22 protein-coding genes are annotated in these 17,514 nt (G+C 71.4%); 7 read left to right on the forward strand and 15 right to left on the reverse strand.

Translation table 11 applies throughout. The features are described from left to right. Nucleotides 1–4 precede the first annotated feature (4 nt). Genes ACIBK8_RS12040 through ACIBK8_RS12055 form a run of 4 tightly spaced genes read right to left on the reverse strand, consistent with a single transcriptional unit; the run spans nucleotide 5 to nucleotide 4,688 of the window. Complete coding sequence (locus ACIBK8_RS12040) at nucleotides 5–865, reverse strand: ABC transporter permease (RefSeq protein ID WP_399041582.1); 861 nt, start codon at nucleotides 863–865, stop codon at nucleotides 5–7. Beyond that, complete coding sequence (locus tag ACIBK8_RS12045) at nucleotides 862–1,812, reverse strand: ABC transporter permease (RefSeq protein ID WP_399041583.1); 951 nt, start codon at nucleotides 1,810–1,812, stop codon at nucleotides 862–864. Before ACIBK8_RS12045 ends, ACIBK8_RS12040 begins: the two co-directional genes overlap by 4 nt. A 6-nt stretch (nucleotides 1,813–1,818) precedes the next feature. Next, nucleotides 1,819–3,489, reverse strand: coding sequence for an ABC transporter substrate-binding protein (locus ACIBK8_RS12050; protein WP_399041584.1), 1,671 nt, complete (start codon nucleotides 3,487–3,489; stop codon nucleotides 1,819–1,821). Further along, the gene (locus tag ACIBK8_RS12055) at nucleotides 3,486–4,688 is read right to left on the reverse strand and encodes a C45 family autoproteolytic acyltransferase/hydolase (protein WP_399041586.1); all 1,203 of its coding nucleotides are present in this window, start codon (nucleotides 4,686–4,688) and stop codon (nucleotides 3,486–3,488) included. Before ACIBK8_RS12055 ends, ACIBK8_RS12050 begins: the two co-directional genes overlap by 4 nt. A 101-nt stretch (nucleotides 4,689–4,789) precedes the next feature. On the opposite strand from ACIBK8_RS12055, the gene ACIBK8_RS12060 reads away from it, so the two are divergent. Then, entirely contained in the window at nucleotides 4,790–5,767 is a 978-nt protein-coding gene (locus ACIBK8_RS12060; protein WP_399041587.1) for a MurR/RpiR family transcriptional regulator, read from the forward strand. 32 nt (nucleotides 5,768–5,799) lie between these two features. Here the strand turns inward: ACIBK8_RS12060 and ACIBK8_RS12065 are convergent, their stop codons facing one another. Next, nucleotides 5,800–6,018: a superinfection immunity protein gene (locus tag ACIBK8_RS12065; protein ID WP_399041588.1), complete on the reverse strand. Its 219-nt coding sequence runs from the start codon at nucleotides 6,016–6,018 to the stop codon at nucleotides 5,800–5,802. Between the two features lie 135 nt (nucleotides 6,019–6,153). On the opposite strand from ACIBK8_RS12065, the gene ACIBK8_RS12070 reads away from it, so the two are divergent. The 3 genes from ACIBK8_RS12070 (at nucleotide 6,154) to lysA (ending at nucleotide 8,408) form a co-directional block, all read left to right on the forward strand. After that, a complete protein-coding gene (locus ACIBK8_RS12070) occupies nucleotides 6,154–6,507 on the forward strand; it encodes a hypothetical protein (protein ID WP_399041589.1) in 354 nt (117 codons plus the stop codon). Nucleotides 6,508–6,705: 198 nt separating this feature from the next. Then, nucleotides 6,706–7,059: an SAV_915 family protein gene (locus ACIBK8_RS12075; protein ID WP_399041590.1), complete on the forward strand. Its 354-nt coding sequence runs from the start codon at nucleotides 6,706–6,708 to the stop codon at nucleotides 7,057–7,059. A 14-nt stretch (nucleotides 7,060–7,073) separates the two neighbouring features. After that, nucleotides 7,074–8,408 (forward strand): diaminopimelate decarboxylase, encoded by a 1,335-nt coding sequence (gene lysA, locus ACIBK8_RS12080; RefSeq protein ID WP_399041591.1) that lies wholly within the window; start codon nucleotides 7,074–7,076, stop codon nucleotides 8,406–8,408. A 59-nt stretch (nucleotides 8,409–8,467) separates the two neighbouring features. Here the strand turns inward: lysA and ACIBK8_RS12085 are convergent, their stop codons facing one another. Continuing rightward, nucleotides 8,468–9,343: a LysR family transcriptional regulator gene (locus tag ACIBK8_RS12085; protein WP_399041592.1), complete on the reverse strand. Its 876-nt coding sequence runs from the start codon at nucleotides 9,341–9,343 to the stop codon at nucleotides 8,468–8,470. A gap of 149 nt (nucleotides 9,344–9,492) precedes the next feature. Here ACIBK8_RS12085 and ACIBK8_RS12090 point away from each other — a divergent pair, with 149 nt between their 5' ends. Together ACIBK8_RS12090 and ACIBK8_RS12095 are read left to right on the forward strand one after the other, a co-directional pair. Beyond that, entirely contained in the window at nucleotides 9,493–10,233 is a 741-nt protein-coding gene (locus ACIBK8_RS12090) for an acetoacetate decarboxylase (protein ID WP_399041593.1), read from the forward strand. 81 nt (nucleotides 10,234–10,314) lie between these two features. Then, complete coding sequence (locus tag ACIBK8_RS12095) at nucleotides 10,315–11,223, forward strand: NAD(P)-dependent oxidoreductase (RefSeq protein WP_399041596.1); 909 nt, start codon at nucleotides 10,315–10,317, stop codon at nucleotides 11,221–11,223. A 96-nt stretch (nucleotides 11,224–11,319) separates the two neighbouring features. On the opposite strand, the gene ACIBK8_RS12100 is transcribed toward ACIBK8_RS12095, so the two are convergent. Together ACIBK8_RS12100 and ACIBK8_RS12105 are read right to left on the reverse strand one after the other, a co-directional pair. Beyond that, entirely contained in the window at nucleotides 11,320–11,751 is a 432-nt protein-coding gene (locus ACIBK8_RS12100) for a hypothetical protein (RefSeq protein WP_399041597.1), read from the reverse strand. Between the two features lie 87 nt (nucleotides 11,752–11,838). Beyond that, on the reverse strand, nucleotides 11,839–12,456 hold the full coding sequence (locus tag ACIBK8_RS12105; RefSeq protein ID WP_399041599.1) for a TetR/AcrR family transcriptional regulator: 618 nt from the start codon (nucleotides 12,454–12,456) through the stop codon (nucleotides 11,839–11,841). 192 nt (nucleotides 12,457–12,648) lie between these two features. Between ACIBK8_RS12105 and ACIBK8_RS12110 the strand changes: the two genes are divergently transcribed. After that, on the forward strand, nucleotides 12,649–13,872 hold the full coding sequence (locus ACIBK8_RS12110) for an MFS transporter (protein WP_399041601.1): 1,224 nt from the start codon (nucleotides 12,649–12,651) through the stop codon (nucleotides 13,870–13,872). Nucleotides 13,873–13,911: 39 nt separating this feature from the next. Here the strand turns inward: ACIBK8_RS12110 and ACIBK8_RS12115 are convergent, their stop codons facing one another. The 7 genes from ACIBK8_RS12115 to ACIBK8_RS12145 all read right to left on the reverse strand — a co-directional run bounded on the left by ACIBK8_RS12115 (nucleotide 13,912) and on the right by ACIBK8_RS12145 (nucleotide 17,413). Continuing rightward, on the reverse strand, nucleotides 13,912–14,397 hold the full coding sequence (locus tag ACIBK8_RS12115) for an AAA family ATPase (RefSeq protein ID WP_399041602.1): 486 nt from the start codon (nucleotides 14,395–14,397) through the stop codon (nucleotides 13,912–13,914). Nucleotides 14,398–14,476: 79 nt separating this feature from the next. Beyond that, the gene (locus ACIBK8_RS12120; RefSeq protein WP_399041603.1) at nucleotides 14,477–15,025 is read right to left on the reverse strand and encodes a hypothetical protein; all 549 of its coding nucleotides are present in this window, start codon (nucleotides 15,023–15,025) and stop codon (nucleotides 14,477–14,479) included. 76 nt (nucleotides 15,026–15,101) lie between these two features. Further along, a complete protein-coding gene (locus ACIBK8_RS12125) occupies nucleotides 15,102–15,332 on the reverse strand; it encodes a DUF397 domain-containing protein (RefSeq protein ID WP_399041604.1) in 231 nt (76 codons plus the stop codon). A 41-nt stretch (nucleotides 15,333–15,373) separates the two neighbouring features. Beyond that, the gene (locus ACIBK8_RS12130) at nucleotides 15,374–16,231 is read right to left on the reverse strand and encodes a helix-turn-helix domain-containing protein (protein WP_399041605.1); all 858 of its coding nucleotides are present in this window, start codon (nucleotides 16,229–16,231) and stop codon (nucleotides 15,374–15,376) included. After that, the gene (locus tag ACIBK8_RS12135; RefSeq protein ID WP_399041606.1) at nucleotides 16,228–16,752 is read right to left on the reverse strand and encodes a DUF6879 family protein; all 525 of its coding nucleotides are present in this window, start codon (nucleotides 16,750–16,752) and stop codon (nucleotides 16,228–16,230) included. Before ACIBK8_RS12135 ends, ACIBK8_RS12130 begins: the two co-directional genes overlap by 4 nt. After that, complete coding sequence (locus ACIBK8_RS12140) at nucleotides 16,736–16,927, reverse strand: hypothetical protein (RefSeq protein ID WP_399041679.1); 192 nt, start codon at nucleotides 16,925–16,927, stop codon at nucleotides 16,736–16,738. The genes ACIBK8_RS12135 and ACIBK8_RS12140 overlap by 17 nt, the downstream gene beginning before the upstream one ends. 186 nt (nucleotides 16,928–17,113) lie before the next feature. Beyond that, the gene (locus ACIBK8_RS12145) at nucleotides 17,114–17,413 is read right to left on the reverse strand and encodes a DUF397 domain-containing protein (protein WP_399041607.1); all 300 of its coding nucleotides are present in this window, start codon (nucleotides 17,411–17,413) and stop codon (nucleotides 17,114–17,116) included. Nucleotides 17,414–17,514 lie beyond the last annotated feature (101 nt).

The following is a 17,514-nucleotide window of genomic DNA, read 5'->3' on the forward strand; positions in this document are numbered from 1 at the left end:
GCGGCTATCCCTTCGCGGAGAGTCGGTCGGCGGCCCAGACGCCGGCGACGTTGAAGGCGACCACGACGGCGGCCACCGCGCAGCCCGGCACCATGGCGGGCAGCAGGGCGCCCTGGACGACGGCGGCCTGGCCTTCCTGGACCATCAACCCCCAGTCGGAGCTGGGCGGTTGGGTGCCGAAGCCGAGGTAGCTGAGGGTGGCCAGGCTCATCAGGGCCTCGCCGAAGAGGACCACGAGGTAGCCGGCGATGGCCCGGCCGAGGTTGGGGACGAGGTGCCGGGCGCAGATCCGGGCGCCGCCCATGCCCTGCACCCGGTAGGCGTCGATGTAGGGCTTGGCGCGTTCGGCGAGTGCCACGCTGCGGGTGTACTTGGCGATGGTGGGGGCGAAGGCCAGGCCCAGGGCGAGGACGGACGTGGTGATGCCGGCGCCGAAGACCGCGATGATCAGGACGACGAACAGCAGCCCGGGGAAGGCGTACATGACGTCGGTGACGCGGGAGAGCAGGGTGTCGACCCAGCCGCCGCGCCAGGCGGCGACGGTGCCGAGGGTGACGCCGATGACGGCGGCCAGCGTGAGCAGCAGCAGCGGCGCGATCAGGCTGGTCCTGGCCCCGTACAGGACGCGGCTGAGCAGGTCCTGGCCGGAGGCGTCGGTGCCGAGCAGGTGGGCGCGGCCGGTGCCGGCGAGGGAGGACGAGAGGTCGATGCGGTCGGGGGCGTACGGCGCGAGCAGCGGTGCGCACACCGCGGCGAGCACCACCAGGGCGAGGAATCCGGCCGCGATCAGCGGGCCGGTGGGGCGCTTGGTGGCGATGCGGGGCGCGGTGAGCGGGCCTGCAGGTGCGGTGAGGGAGGTGGTCATGCGGCGCTCCTTGCGACCGCGACCCGGGGGTCGAGCAGCGGGTGTACGAGGTCGACGAGGGTGGTGACGAGGATGTAGCCGGTGACCATCAGCAGCAGGACGGCCTGGGCGACGGGGAAGTCGTGCGTGTTGATGGCGCCGACCAGCAGCGAGCCGATGCCGCTGATGCCGAAGGCGGTCTCGACGACGACGGTGCCGGCCAGCATGCCGGCGGTGACCAGGCCGCACATGGTGACGATCGGGCCGAGTGCGTTGCGCAGCACGTGCCGCAGCACGATGTCGCGTTCGGGGACGCCGGATGCCCGTGCGACCTCGACGTGGTCGGCTGCCTGGGCGTCGAGCATGGCCTGCCGGGTGACCCGGCTGATGATCGCCAGCGCGCCCAGCGCCATGGACACCGCGGGCAGCGTGAGGTGGCGGATGGTGTCGCCGAGCCCTTCGCCGCCGCCGGTCACCGGGAACCAGCCGAGCCGCACCCCGAAGACGGAGACCAGGGCGATGGCGGCGACGAAGGAGGGGACGGAAGCGGCGAGGGTGGTGAGGCCGACGACGGCGGAGTCCGCCCAGCCGCGGCGGACCGCGGCGAGCACCCCGGCGCCGACGCCGAAGAGGACGAACAACACCGTGGCGTAGCCGACGAGTTCGAGTGTGGTGGGCAGCCGGGCAGCCACCAGGTCGGCCACCTGGTCGCCGTATTTGAAGGAGCGCCCGAGGTCGGTGTGGACGCAGTCCCACAGCCAGCGGCCGTACTGGACGACCAGCGGTTCGTCGAGGTGGTACTGCGCGCGGACGGCGAGGAGCTTTTCCGGGGTGAGCTTGTCCCGGCCGCCCGCCAGGAAGACCGCCGGGTCGCCGGGTGCCGCGTAGACGGCGGCGAAGATGACGAAGGAGGCTGCCAGCAGGGTGGCGAACAGGCCGGCGATGCGCCGGACGAGGCTGCGGAGCACGGCGGTTCAGTCCTTCCCTGAGGCGTGGTGCGGGGCGGCGCCCAGGTCGGCGGCCCACGGGTAGTAGAGGTACGCCTGCGAGGCGGGCGGTCCGGTGAGGCCGTTCTTGAGGACCAGGACGGACGGCACCTGGGCGACGGGGATCCACACGGCGGCCTCGGCGAACTGCCGCTGGGCGCGGACGGCGAGGCGGGCGCGCTCGGCGTCGTCCAGGGTGCGCAGCGCGGTGCGGACGGTGGTGTCGTAGGCCGGGTCGTGGAAGCCGACCCAGTTGTTGGAGCTGGTGGACAGGCCGTTGTCGTAGAAGCCCATCGGGTCGCTCTTGGAGATGTACCAGTCGCCGACCAGCAGGTCGATGTCCGAGCGGGCCGCCCGTGAGCTGTAGAACTCCTCGAACTGGGCGGTCGGGACGGTCTTGATCTGTCCGGTGAGCCCGATGCGCGCGAGTGCGTCGCGTACCGCGTTGGCGATGACGGTCCTGCCCTGGCTGGCGTCGGTCCCGATGACGATGGGCGCGGTGGGTGTGCCCGCTTCCTTGACGAGCTTCCTGGCGGCGGCGAGGTCGCGTGCGTCCGGGTGGTCGGGGGCCAGGGCCGCCATCTTCCGCTGTGCCGCGGCGAATTGCGGCTTCTGGTAGCCCCAGGCGCCGGAGCCGACCGGGGTGGCCCAGGGCTGGACGAGGCCGCCGTAGCCGGCGGTGGCGATGCCGGTGCGGTCCAGGGTGAGGGAGAGGGCGCGGCGGATCGCGGGGTTCTTGAGGCCGCCGCGTTCGGTGGGGATCAGGGCGAGCGAGGCGGTGCTGGGGCCGTAGTACGCGTGCAGGCCCCGCCGGCCGGCGAGGGCGGCGGCGGTGTTGGGGGATTCGGCGTAGCCGCCGTCGGCCGCGCCGGTGGTGAGGGCGTTGACGAAGGCGCTGTCGGCGGCCCAGCGGAAGACGACCTTCCGGGTCAGCGGTGCGGTGCCCCAGTAGTGGGCGGCCCGCTCGATGGTGATCGAGTCGCCGGACTTCCAGCGGGTCAGCCGGTACGGGCCCGAGCAGGCGTCGCCGCGCCCCGGGGTGCCGAACTCCTTGCCCGCCGCCTGCACTTCGCTGCGCTGGTAGACGATCCCGGCGTCACCGGCCAGCGCCTTGGTGAAGAGCGCGTCGGGTTCCTTGAACGTGACGGTGATCCGGTGCGGTCCGGTCTTCGTCATCTTCTTGACGTTCTCGAACTCGTCGGCCTGCTCCATGTCCGGGTCGGCGTGCCGCTTCAGGCTCCACAGCACGTCGTCGGCGGTCATCTTGGCGCCGTCGTGGAAGGTGACGTCCTCGCGCAGGTCCAGGACGAGGGTGGTGGGGTCGGGCCTGGTGACCTTGCGGGCGAGGAAGGGGCGGGCGGACATGTCGGGCCGCAGTTGGTAGAGCCGTTCGCAGACGTTGGTGAGGACGATCCGTCCCGCGCTGCTGCCCTGGGTGTCGAGGTCGAGGGAGTCCGGTTCGTCCTCCAGGAGCCAGTTGACGGTGCCGAGGTGGCCGGTGGCCCCGGCGGTCGTGGGGGTGAGTTCGAGGTCGGCGGCGCGCAGGGCCTTGCCGCCGCCTGTGGTGTTCGTGGCGCCGCTGCACGCCGCGGCGCCGAGTGCCAGGACGGTGACGGCGGCGGCCAGCGCGGCCCGGCGCCGGGCCGGTGCCCGCGTCATCGCCGTGCCCCGTCGGAACAGTGCCCGTCGGCGGGTGCGCCGGGGCCGTCGTAGAGGTTCCACGGCAGGTGCTGGTAGGTGTGATCGCAGGGGGTGCCGGCCGTCGCGTGGTAGTCGCCCGTGGTGAGGTCGACGCAGGAGGAGACCAGCGTCGTCCAGTGCTTGAGCAGGGGGGCGCGGGGGTCGGGGTGGGTGCACAGCGACTCGGGGTGGCCGAGGTGGTCCGACATCGCCTCCCGGATGATCCTGCGGGAGTCGTCGGGCCCGGTGGAGGTGCGCAGCGCGCGCAGTCCGGCCTCGGCGCGCGGAACCCTGACCAGCGAGTCGGACGCCATCGGGCGGTATCCGGCGGCGAGCGCGGCGGGGACGCCCGCCTGGTAGTGGTTGCCGTGCACCAGCAGTCCGCCGGCCGGGTACATCCAGCCGTGCCCGGCAGGGGTGGTCTCCAGGTCGATGGCGAAGCCTTCGCGGCAGGTCAGCAGGGCGTTGCTGGCGATGTGCGCGCGGGTGCGGCACAGCACGTCGAGGGCGTCGGTGATGCTGTGCCGGTCCAGGACGCTGCGCCGTACGACGGTCTGCGGCAGTCCGACGGTGTCGTCGAAGCGGCCACCGAGGCCGTTGGCGTTCAGGGCGATACCGGCCGAGTTGGCGCCCTGGCGGCCTATCTGCCCGGCCTCGACCTGCATGATCAGGGTCGGTTTCGGCGGCTGCACGATCCGGAGCAGGACGACGGTGTCGGCGACACCGGCCCGCCAGTCCCAGTTCTGCCCGGCCCAGACGTGCCCGTCGCCGCTGGCCTCGCCGAACGCGGCGAAGGAGGTGCAGCCTTCGGCGGGCTCCTCGTCGTCCGGGGCGCCCGGGTGCCCGCCGCCGTCCGCGGCCATCGCGGCGAACGACTTGTCGTAGATGACCTCGCCGCGGGCGTTGAGGGCGAGGATGTCGAGCAGGTCGACGCCTGCGCCGTCGGCGATGCCCTGCATCTCATCGACCAGGTGCGGCGCGTAGTCGCGGACGGGCGCCAGCCAGCGGGCGGCGCGGGCGGTGACCTGTTCCCAGGTCAGGCCGCTGGAGGCGCCGAAGGCCGCTTCGTAGTAGGCGGTCGCGGCGTGGATGCGGTCGCGCACCGCCTCGCCGTACTGGCGGCCCCGCTCGGCGGGCGGGCCGGAGATCTCGATGACCGGAAGAGTGCGCTGTGCCATGTGTCTCCCTGCGCAGGGCCCGCTGCTGTAACGTCGATTTCAGCAAGTGGCTCTCTTGGAATGCGTTGTCCAGGAGAGTAACGGCGGTCACACGAAAGTCAATGGTGGTAATGGAGATTCCAGAAACGTCGCAGGCCGGCCACCCGGGGCGGACGGCGGACGACGGCCCGCACCCCGCGGACGGCACCACCGGCCTCACCCGGCTGCGGGCCGCCGTCCGCGACGCCTGGGACGGGCTGACCACGTCCGAGCGTGCCGTCGCCCAGTACCTGGCAGGCGCCGAGGCCGAGCAGCTGCTCTTCGCCAGCGCCCAGGAGCTGGGCGGCGCCAGCGGCACCAGCAACGCCACCGTCGTCCGCGCCCTCCAGCGCATCGGCTACGCGGGCCTGCCCGCGCTCAAGCGCGACCTGGCCGCCGACTTCACCACGTCGGTCGCCCCCGAGGTCCGGCTGCGGCAGCGCATCGCCCACGTCGGCCAGGACCTGCGGGGCATCTGGGACGACGTCTTCGACGAGGCGGAGGAACGCATCGGGCACGCCAGGCGGCTGACCGACACCGCGTCCTTCCAGCGCGCGGTGGCCGCGCTCGCACCGGCGGGCGAGGTGTTCTGCTACGGCGTCGCCGCATCCGAACTCGCCGCCCGCCACCTCGCGTTGATGCTCGCCAGGACCGGCCGCCGGGCCCGCTTCCTGGGCGCGACCGGCTTCGCGCTCGCCGACGCGCTGCTCCCGCTGGGCCGCGGCGACGCGGTGGTGGTCTTCCAACCGGGGCGCCCGCTGGACGAGTTCACGGTGCTGGTGGAGCGGGCCCGCGCGGTCGGCGCCAAGGTCGTCTTCGTCACCGACGAGCTGGGCGAGACCTTCGGGGGCCGCATCGAGGCGGTACTGACCGCGCCGCACACCCCCACCGGCATCACCGCCGAATCACTGACCGGCCTGGTGGTCGCGGACGCCCTGCTGCTCGCCCTGACGACGCTCGACGAGACCCGCGCGGTGGAGACCTCACATCAACTCACGGCGCTCCGCGAGCAGTTGCTCGCTCCGCAGCCGAAGTCGCGGGGCCGCAGGGAGACGCCGTAGCGCGCTTCCGCGGCGGCGGCCCCGTCCCGCGCTCAGGCCGCCTGCGGCCGGGCCTGCACCTTCCGCGTGGCCAGGTACAGCGCCACCAGCCAGCCCACGAACGTGGCCCCGAACAGCACGTTGACGACCAGCACCAGCCACCGGTTGTCGCTGCCCCGGTAGAACCCGATGAAGGACGGCAGCAAGTACACCACCAGCGCCACTATCCCGAGCAGCACCGCCCCCACGGACCCCAGATTCCCCAGCACCACGCACCACTCTCCCGTTCCCCGACCGATGATCGACTTCCGTCGCTCGCCACCACCGTACCCAGCCACCGCACCCGCCCCTTTCCGGCCCGCGAAGCCCGCGGGAACTGCCCGTGGACGGACGGTGTCCTGACCGGCATGGAAGCGAAATCGGGACGGGCAGGAGCGGCCGGCTGCCTGGTGGCGGCGCTCGCGGCGGGTACCGGGTTCTGGGCGTGGCTCGACGGCGCGCGCCCCGGGCTGCGCGGGGCGTTCGAAGGGGAGCGCGACCTCAGCCTGCTGTACATCGAGCTGCCCTGCATGCTGCTCGGCCTGCCCGCGCTCACCCTCCTGTCGTGGGCGGCGGCCCGTTCCGCCGTGGGCGCACGCCCCGGCCGCGGCGTGCGAGGCGCGGTGTCCTGCGCCGTGGTCCTGCTGACCCTCGGCGCCCTGACCTGGGCCTGCCGGGCGTGGCTCGCTCACCGCGTCGGCTGGGTGTCGCCGGAATCCTGACCTCCGCAGGCCGCCACCGCCCCGGCGCACGCCGCACGCGCCCCGCCGTCAGCGATCCGCAAGGGCCGGGGCGCGGGCCGTCAAGGACCCGTCATGACAGGGCCGAAACCGCCGTACGGCGGGGATACCTTCGGTGCCGCGCCACGGGCTGCCTCCCCGCATCCCCTGGCGCACCATCCGTGATCCCCAGGAGACCCCATGTGCCTGTACGAGTACGCCGACGACCCCGAGCCGGAAGAACCGGTCCCGGCCGGACCCCTGTACGTGCCCGTCCGGCCGGGAGGAGCGGGGGTGGCGGTGCGTCTGTTCCGTACCCCGCTGGGCGCCCGTACCGCCGTCGCCTTCACAGAACCGGAACGCCTGACCGGCACGCTCGGCGCAGGCCAGCCCTGGATCCGGCTCTCAGGACCCGTCCTGCGCGCGATGACCCGGCCGCTCGGCGTGCGGCTGCTGACCGTCGACCCGACGTTCACCGCCGCCCAGGCCGCGCCCGCGCCCGCCGTCCCGTACCGGCCGTCGGCGAACGGCCGCCCCGCGGCCAGAACCGCCTGAAGGGGCCGCACTCCATGACCACAGCAGTCCTCCCCCAGCTCCCCGCCGACGCCGACGACCTGTCCGTCTGGCCTGCCTCCACCACCCGGCTCCCGGACGGCGGCCTGGCCGTCGCCGGCGTCTGCCTCACCGAGACCGCCGACCGCTTCGGCACCCCCGCCTACGTCCTGGACGAGGGCGAGATCCGGGCCCGCTGCCGGATGTACCGCGACGCCTTCCCCGACGCCGACGTGCTCTACGCCGCCAAGGCGTTCCTCTCCCGCGCCATGGTGCGCTGGGTCGACGAGGAAGGGCTCGGGCTCGACGTGTGCTCGGCCGGTGAACTGGAACTCGCGGTGACGGCCGGCTTCCCTCCGGAGCAGATCGTGCTGCACGGCAACGCCAAGTCGCCCCGCGACATCGAGACCGCGCTGCGGCTCGGCGTGGGCCGGATCGTCATCGACAGCCCGTCCGAGATCGCCCGGCTGGCCGCCGCGGTCGGGCCCAAGGGCCAGCAGAAGGTGATGGTCCGCGTCGTCCCCGGCATCTCCGCCGGCGGCCACGAGAAGATCCGCACCGGCACCGAAGGGCAGAAGTTCGGCCTGTCCCTCACCGACGGCTCCGCGCAGCACGCCATCGCCCGGATCATGGGCCAGCCGCAGCTCCAACTGACCGGCCTGCACTGCCACATCGGCTCCCAGATCACCAGCGTCAAGCCGTACCTCGCGGCGCTGCGCAGGGTCGTGGGGCTGATGGCCCGCGTCCGCGACACGCACGGCGTGGCACTGCCCGAGCTGGACATGGGCGGCGGCCACGGCATCGCCTACCGGCCCGGCGAGCCCGCACTCGACCTCACGGCGCTGGCCCGCAAGCTGCGCGCCGAACTCATCGAGAGCTGCGCGGCGGCCGGCCTCACCGTGCCCCGCCTGATCATCGAGCCGGGCCGCGCGGTGGCGGGCCCGGCCGGCATCGCGCTGTACCGGGTGCTGTCCGTCAAGCGCACCGGTGGCCAGGTGTTCGTCGCGGTCGACGGCGGGATGAGCGACAACCCGCGCCCGGCGCTCTACGGAGTGCGCTACGCGCCGCGCCTGATCGGCCGCCGCCCGGACGCCGCGACGTGCCAGGCGACGGTCGTCGGGCGGCACTGCGAGGCGGGCGACATCCTGGCCGCCGACGTGCCGCTGCCCGCCGACGTCCGGCCCGGCGACCTGCTGGCGGTGCCGGTGGCCGGCGCGTACCAGCTGTCGATGGCCTCGGGCTACAACCTGGTGGGCAGGCCCCCGGTGGTGGCCGTCCACAACGGCAGGGCCCGGCTGCTCATGCGGCGCGAGTCGCTGGACGACTTCCGCAGCCGGGACGTGGGCTTCTAACACTCCGGCTGCGGAAGGGGCGGGGCGCGCTTCCCCGGGCGGACGAGGGCATCAGGCCCTCAGCCCGCCGCCCCGCCCGCCCGCACCGCCGCCAGCGCCGCCGCCTCGACGCGCTCCGCGAGCGGGTGGGCTCCCCGGGCGGGCCGGACGAGGGTGAAGGGGACCGGGGGCGCGTCGGCGATGGGGACGTAAGTGACGGAGGGGTGGCCGTATTCCCTGGCGCAGTGCGGGGCCACCCCTATGCCGCGGCCCGCGGCTATCGCGGCCAGCCACTCGTCGAAGTTCCGGTATTCGTGGGCGATTTCGGGGCGCTCGCCGTCCGGCCACAGATGCGGCCCGACCGTCCCCGTCCCGTCGCGGCCGATGACCATGAGGGGATGACCGGCGATCTCGGTCCAGCGCAGCCGGCGGCGGCGGGCGAGCGGACCGCTCCGGGGGACGACCGCGATGCGGGGTTCATCGAAGAGTTCGACGGCGTGCAGGGACGGGTGCGAGACCGTGCCGTGAATGACGGCGGCGTCCACCAGACCCCGGTCCACCCCGGCCAGGAATTCGTCCCTGCGCAGCAATTCGACGCCGATCCCGATGGCACGCTCCACGGCTGGCAGGACGGAACGGAGCCATTGGGGCGGCAGCAGCCAGGGAAATCCGAGCCGGAATTCCGCGGCGCCGCCCGCGGATTGCAGGGCGGCGTCGAGCTGTCCGAGCGCCCCGGCGAGATCCGCATACAGCCGCCGTCCCACCGCGGTCAGGGACACGCTCCTGGTGGTCCGCTCGACGAGCCGTACGCCCAGGTCCCGCTCCAGCGAGGCGACCATGCGCGACAGCGTCGGCTGGGACACCCGGCAGCGCGCGGCGGCGACGGAGAAGTGCTCTTCCTCGGCCAGCGCGAAAAAGCCGCGCAGCACCCGCAGTTCGACGTGTTCGAGATCCATACGAGCCCAGCATAAATGGCATCCGTTCCGTATTTCTCCTGCCTTGCGATGCGGCCTAGCGTCGTTGTCACGCCCCGGCCGGACGTGTTCTCCAGATCTCGACGTGTTCTGCGGATCTCCCGTAAAACCTGGAAAGAAGTGTGACGGCAATGCGCATCGACGACATCAAGCAGGTAACGGCCACTCCCCTGTCGAGCCCGGCGTTCCCGCCCGGCCCCTACCGTGCCGTCAACCGCGAGTACCTGCACATCACTTACCGGACCGACCCCGACGCGCTGCGCGCCGTCGTCCCCGAGCCGCTCGCGGTCGACGCCGACAATCCCCTGGTGAAGTTCGAGGTGATGCGGACGCCCGACACCTCGGGGATGGGTGACTTCACCGAGTGCGGCCAGGTCGTTCCGGTGACGTACGAGGGGAAGCCCGGCGCGTACCTGCACGCCCTGTACCTGGACAACGCCCCGGCCATCGCGCTGGGCCGGGAGACCGCCGCGTACCCGAAGAAGGCCGGCTCGCCGCGCCTCTTCGTCGACAACGACACGCTGGTCGGCAGCCTGGACTACGGCACGCTGCCGGTCGCCACCGCGACCATGGGCTACAAGCATCGCCCGCTCGACCTCGACACCGTGCGGGCGGGCATGAGCGGCCCCACCTACATGCTCAAGGTGCTGCCCCACTACGACGGCGGCCAGCGCATCTGCGAGCTGCTGCGGATACGGCTGACCGACTTCACCGTGCGCGGCGCCTGGACCGCCCCCGCCCGCCTCCAGCTCTTCGAGCACGTCGCGGCGCCGCTGGCCGACCTCCCCGTGCGCGAGGTGGTCTCGGCCGACCACATCATCGCGGACGTCACCATCCCGGTCCCCGAGGTCGCCCATGACTACCTGGCCTGAGCGGGCCGCCGACGCACGTCGCGCCGGTCCGCGCGCAGCGGCTCCCGGCGCGAACAGCGGGACAACAGAAGGAGGAAGACCATGAGTGAGATCGCCTTCATCGGCCTGGGTGTGATGGGTGCGCCGATGGCCGCCAATCTGGTCGGGGCGGGCCACCGGGTGACCGGCGTCGATCCCGTTCCCGCGGCGCGGCAGCGCCTGGTGGACACGGGCGGCGCGGCGGCCGAGCGGATCGGCGACGCCGTACGGAACGCGGACGCCGTGATCACCATGCTCCCCGACTCACCGGTCGTCGAAGAGGTGTGGCTCGGCGCGGACGGTGTACTCGCCCACGCCCGCCCCGGCACCCTGCTCATCGACATGAGCACCATCGCCCCGCAGGCGAGCCGCAAGGTCGCACGGGCCGCCCGCGCGGCGGGACTCCGTCCGCTGGACGCCCCGGTCAGCGGCGGTGAACCGGGCGCGGTGGCCGGCACCCTGTCCATCATGACCGGCGGCGAACCCGCCGACTTCGCCGCCGCCGAGCCGCTGCTGACCGCCCTCGGCTCCGTCGTCAGCCACCTCGGCCCGGACGGCGCGGGCCAGCTGGTCAAGGCCACCAACCAGCTGCTGCACGGCGGCATCATCGCCCTGGTGTCCGAGGCGATCGTGCTGCTCGAAGCGGCGGGTGTGGACGGCACCAAGGGCCTGCGAGTGCTGGCCAACGGCTGGGGCGCCAACCGGATCCTGGACCAGAAGGCGGCCTCCATGCTGGCCCGCGACTTCACCCCCGGCTTCCGCATCGACCTGCACCACAAGGACATGGGAATCCTCGGCCAGGCGGCCCGCGAACTGGGTGTCAGCCTGCCGATGACCGGCCTGGTCACCCAACTGATCGCCGCCGCCCGCGCCCAGGGCCTCGGCGCCCTGGACCACACGTCCCTGCTGACCGTGGTCGAAGGACTCAACCGGCCGCAGGGCAGCGGCCGGAAGGCCGCCGTCACACCCTGACGGCACTCGACGGCCCCGGCCCTCCCCTCGTCCGCACGTCCGGCGGACGACGGGAGGGCCGGGGCGTTCCCCACCGCCCAGCCCGCCCCGACACGGTCAGGCGGCCCGCACTCCCACCGCCCGCCGCCACCGCACCACCCCCGCCACCGGCAACGCCACGAACGCCACCACCGCGAGCACCCCCAGCCCGGCCAGCGCCGGATTCACCCACCCCGGCACGATCTCCACACCCCCACTGCACACCGTGCTGAGCGGAAAGTAGCTGTACGAGGACGGATGGGCCCGCACCCCCATCCGCCACATACAGGTCTTGTCCCCGTAGAGCCCCGGCGAGTACGCCCCCTCCGCATACGCGAACACCAAAAACGCCCCGACCGCCGCGAGCCCGCACACCAACGCCCACGGCTTGGGACTGGCCAGCCGCACCCCGCCCCCGTCCCGCAGCCGCCTCCTGGCATGACCGACCAGCAGCAACGTCAGCGCGATGAGCACCACCACGGCGGGAAGCCCGAAAAGCACAAGAAGCATGCGGAATGCTTGCATGCCTGCGCCGGGCGGGCCGTCAGGGTTGTCGCGTGGAGGGACGGGCGGCGGCACCCGGCCCCGCCCCGGCACTCACACCGGATGCGCGGCCGAAGCCATGACGTCCCACACCCGCATCACGTGCGTGACGGACGCGTCGAGGTCCGCCGCCGGGACGCCGTCGCGGGCCTGGGTGGAGAGCCCCAGCAGGAAACTGTGGAATACGGCGGCGAGCGCCTTCGGGTCCGTGCCGGGCGGGAGTTCACCGCGGGTGACGGCGCGTTCGACACAGGCCGTCATGTTCCGGCGGTCCCAGGCCCTGCGGTCGGCGAGCAGGTCGCGGACCCGCTGGTTCTCGGATGCGCAGGTCGATTCGGCCAGCACCACCAGGCAGCCACTGGGATGCGACGGGTCGGTCTGCATGCGGACGGAGCGGCGGAGCGTCTGCTCGACCGCCTCGCGCGGGGCGAGCGCTTCGTCGGCGGCGACGGCGGTGACCTGCCCGTACGTGGACAGGTAGCGCTGCACAACCGCTTCGAAGAGCTGCTCCTTCGACGAGAACGCGGCGTAGAAGCTGGCGGACGAGATGCCCATCACCTCCCGCAGTTGCGCCAGCGAGGTCGACTCGTAGCCGTACTGCCAAAAGAGCGCCAGCGCCGCGTCGACGGCCTGCCCGGTGTCGAACCCCCGGGGCCTTCCCGTTCGCGCCATCGGCTCCGCGCCCCTTCCTGGTCGGTCAACACGTCCGAGCCGGCGGATCGAAGCGCCTGCGCCGAAGCGCCCGCACCGAAGCCGCCGACTTACAGAATAGTCGATCCAGAAAGTTCTTGACGAGGGGCGCCCCGGGTGTGGTCTAGTTGTAGATCAATCGATCCACAATTCGCCCGACCCGAGGGAACCACCGTGAGCAGAACGCATGACGCGCCGCCCGTCCACGACGAGCAGGAGGCGGCGCCACCGGGCCAACGCCTGCCGTGGGCCGCCCTGTTGGCGATGGCCTGGACCGGATTCGTCGTCATCATGACCGAGACGCTCCCCGCCGGCCTGCTCCCGGAGATCGCCCGCGGACTCGACGTGACCGCGTCCGGAGCCGGCCAGTTGGTGAGCGCCTACGCGGCGGGAACGGTGCTGGCCGCGATACCGGCCACCGCCCTCACCAGGGGCATGCGCCGCAAGCCCCTGCTGCTCACCGGCATCATCGGGTTCGCCGCCACCAACGCCGTGACGGCACTGTCGGGCGACTACCCGACCGCCCTCGTCGCACGGTTCGCGGCAGGCGCGTTCTCCGGGCTGCTGTGGGCGATGCTGGCCGGGTACGCACGCAGCATCGCGCCGCCGGGGCAGAAGGGGAAGGCGCTCGCCGTCGCGATGACCGGCACACCGGTGGCACTGTCGGTCGGCACGCCGCTCGGTGCGTTCGCCGGTTCCCTCGTCGGCTGGCGCTGGGCCTTCGGCGCCATGACGGTCGTCTCGGTCGCCCTGTCCCTCTTCGCGCTGGCGAAGGTCCCCGACGCGCCGGGGCAGGCCGCCGGCAGCCGTACCCCGCTGCTGCGCGTGCTGCTGATACCGGGAATCCTGCCGATTCTGGCGGTGGTGTTCAGCTGGATGCTCGCGCACAACATCCTCTACACCTACATCGCCCCCTTCACCTCCTACGCCGGCGTCGGCCTCCGGGTGGACATCGCCCTGCTGCTGTTCGGGCTCGCCGCGCTGGCCGGAATCTGGGTGACCGGCGTCTTCGTCGACCGCGCACTGCGGGTGCTGACGCTGGGCAGCGTGGCCGCGTTCGGCCTGGCCGCCCTCACCTTCGCCCTCGTGGCGCACCACCCGGTGGCCTTCTGCCTGGCCATCCTGGTGTGGGGCTTCACCTTCGGCGGGTCGGCCACCCAGCTCCAGACGGCGTCGGCGGACGCCGCGGGCAACGACACGGACGTCGCCAACGCCATGCTCACCACCTCGTTCAACCTCGCCATCTTCGGCGGCGGCACGTTCGGCGGGATGCTGCTCCAGTCCTCGGGGGCCGGGGCCTTCCCGTGGGTACTGCTGGGGCTGGCCGCCGTCGCGCTGGCGATCGTCACGACCGCTCGGCGGCACGGCTTCACACCGGGGGTGCGGCGGGAGGGTTGAGCCGACGGGCGGAGACGGCACGGCTCCCGGTCAGCCCGGTCAGGTCACCAACGGCTCGTCATACAGGGCGAGTTCGGCACGGTCCGGAGCCTGGAACACCTTCGCGTACGCGCCGAGCATCTCGCGGGTGACCTGGACCGTGCCGGACTCGGCCTCCCCGTTACGGACGTGCAGGCGACGGCGCAACTCGTCGAGCGGCGCCGCCAGATACCGCAGTTCGACCGGGACGCCGAGCGCCCGCGCACCGAGCCGCATCGCGTCCCGCTCCGAACGCGCCCAGAAACCGAACTCCAGGATCACGGTCTGGCCCAGCCGCAGCAGATCCTGGGCGTGCGCCCGGAACCGCCCCTCCAGCCGCTCGCGCGTCTCCTCGTCCTCGAACCCGATACCGAGATCGGCCAGCCACTCGTCCGGACACAGCCGCACCGCCGGAATCTCCTCGACAAGCCGCCTGGCCAGCGTCGTCTTGCCTGCACCCGGCAGCCCGCAGAGCAGGATCAGCCGGGGTTCTGGACGTTCCGCCATGCGTGCCTCCACGGGCTCTTGCCGACGTCGCTGTGCACTGCCGTCACTTCCCTACCCCGATGGACGGCGTCCCCACCGATCACCTTCCCTTCCCCTGCCCATCGCACCCCAAGGGACAGCCCAGTTCAGCCCGCGCACGGTTCGGCGAACAGGTCACCACCCCCAGCGACAGGAACAGCGGGCGCCCGAGATAGAACCCGTACACCACGTCCTGCCCGCGAGCGAGCCGGTCGCCGGCCGCGTCGGCCTTCCGTGCCAGCCGGGCGGCCTCGCGGTCCTGCTCGGACGCGAACCGAGCGGTGTGGAGGGCGAGTTGTTCGGCGATCCAGGCCGCAGCGCCCTCCGGTTCCTGCCAGGTCCCCCGGATCGCAGTGCGCGGCTTCGTCAGCCACAACGCCACCTCGATCGGCGGCACCTCGCTCGTACGCCACTCGATCGCGGCCCGCCGGTACCGCTCGATCACGTCCGGCGGGCTCGTCGCGGCCGGTTCCATCACGGGCGGCGGCCGACGGATGCCCTCCCGGTCGAAGTGGACGCCGTCCCCCTCGCCCCCGTCCGCCCCGTACGGCCGCGCCCCTCGCTCCGGGAGCCGCTTCGGCCCCACCCAGAGGTATCCGTGGTGATGCAACGAGTCGCCCCTCCAAGGGAGTTGGCGGCAATCCCACCCGATCCCTCCGGTGGGATCGCCGACGAACGGGCGACCGTCAGGCCGAGAGCCCGAAACGGGCCGGATCGATGCCGGCCACCGCCAGCTCCTCGGTGGTGAACCGCAGCGGCTCGGCACCGGGCCGCTTGCTGTCGGCCACCGCCCACGCCCCGGGCCGGATACGGGCGAGAGTCACGCAGGATTCACCGTCGGGGTGCGTGTTGCCGCCGCACGCCTTGACGAATTCCACGCCGTCGAGCGACAGCTCATACAGGTCGGTCTCGCACATGATGAACCTTCCCCATTCCTCGGATGACGAGTTTCCCCGGTTCATCTTCCGCCCGAATCCGGCCCGCTCCCGCCGCTTTCCTGTTCCCGCAAGAAGTCGTCCCGGATCTCTTCGACCATCACGCGCATGGCATCACCGGAAACCGCTACCCGTCCGAACCCCTCGAACTTTCGGATGTAAATTTCTACGTCCCTGGGATCAGTAACCGTCATCTTCGCGTGCATAGTTTCCACCGCCACCATGCGATCATCTCGGATCACGAATGAATGGCTCGGCACATCGCACTGCTGCACACCGAGGGGTACGATCCGGATGTCCACGTGCGCAAGCCGTGAAATCGAAATCATACGATCCAATTGCGCTGCCATCATTTGAGGTGACACCATGCGCCAACGCAGCACGGGCTCAGTGATGATGAAGCGCAGTTCCTTGCTCGAATCGTAGAGAACTTCCTGACGCTCCAGCCGACCGCTGATGGTGCGCAGGAGGGAATCTTTGGACAGTCCATGGCGCGATAAAATACACCGGACATACTCCGGTGTTTGGAGCAGCCCGGGGACAAGCGCGGGCTGGAAGAGCCGCAACGTCGACATCTGCGCTTCGAGTGCCCTTGTCGCCTGCTGCGATTTATGGATTCCCGATCGCTTCAGCAGGCGCCACGCGACGGCCTCCGTGGTGGCCTCGCGTGAGGCTTCTATATATTCGCCCTTGACTTCGTCCGATACGCCGATGGCCGTCAGGATGCGGGCCACGTCCTGTGGGCTGGGGATCAGCCTGCCGTTCTCGATCTTCGACAGCTTGGACGGCGACATGACTGCGCCGCGGGCCACGGCCTTGGCCTCCTTCTCGGATGCCTTCCGCAGTGCCCGCAGCGCTGCCCCAAGCTGCGCACGATTCACTGGCCGTGCTTTGCCCACCAGTCAGGGAACGGCTCGGCGAGAGCCAAGGCTTTCTCCCGGTGGGCGATGAACTCTTGCGCCCGATCCGCCGGCAGCTCTTCAGGCCCCAAGAATCCCCCCTCGCCGTCGTAGTTCAACACGGCGACCAACTCGGAGTCGAAGAGCCAGAAATCCGGCACGCCTTCGAACGGGTTCGGCTGCTCTGTGGTGTCGAGGATGAAGAACTCTTCCCCGCCGGTCATGTTCTTCCAGTATGCCCAGCCGAGTTCATACTGGAGATACGGTGTCAGCGGCCGGGAAAGGACGTGCACCCGGTAAATCCTCTTGCCGCCCGCAGAGCGCTTGCGGAGCTCGGCTACCCAGCGTTCGTTATAGTTTTCCGGCTGCGGCTTCCCCGCCAGGAACGTCTGGAATGCTTCGGTGTTGCCGGACTTGCCGTAGTCGTCCAGCGTCTCCAGCCTGAACGCTTCCTGCCCGAAGGTCTCGAAGTATTCCCCCAGGGTCCTAGATGAGCTTGCCACGGATCGCCTTCCTGATGAGTTCCATGGGGATCTCCACGAGATTTTCATGGCCGGGAATATCCAGGCCATGGTCACTCGGCGTCTCTCCCTGCACTAAAAGCGTCCCCCGGTCGGTCGCATACAGGGTGGGACAGTTGTCGTATTCGCACGTGCTGACCAGTTTGGTGACCTGCATGGTCATCCTTGCCCCCATTCCACGCGACACCTATGCACCGCGTCCAGGTCGATCCTTGCGGGCCTTCAACACGCGGTCAAGCGGCACCTGTTGAGAGAACGGGAAACCGACTCGCGGGTCATTTCAATATGCCAAGACCCCCGTGGCCGTAGCCGGTCGGGGGTCCGTCGCATTGCCCTGGACTGCCTACGCCGTGAGGCCGTCCACCTTGACCGCCGTCACGAACCGGTGCCAGGCGCCCGCCGGGATCATGAGCGCGGGGCCGCCGGGGGCCGCCTTGGAGTCGCGGACGGGGACGAGGCCGGGGAGATTGTCGGCGATCTCGATGCAGTTGCCGCCGTCGGGGTTGCTGTGGCTGCTCTTACGCCAGCGGGCATCCTTGAGGAATCCCTCGGCGATCTCGATGCAGTTGCCGCCGTCACCGTTGCTGTAGCTGCTCTTGCGCCAGCGGGCGGCGCCGAGGTCAGTCGTGCTGCGGTGCTTCATCTCTGCATCCCCACCGTCGCTTCGGCCATGGCACGAACACCTGGGACGCGTGCCCCCGCGTGCCTACCCGCCCTCACACCCGTCAACGCGCCGGGTCTCGC

Source organism: Streptomyces sp. NPDC050161 (genome assembly GCF_044460025.1).
Lineage (GTDB): Bacteria > Actinomycetota > Actinomycetes > Streptomycetales > Streptomycetaceae > Streptomyces.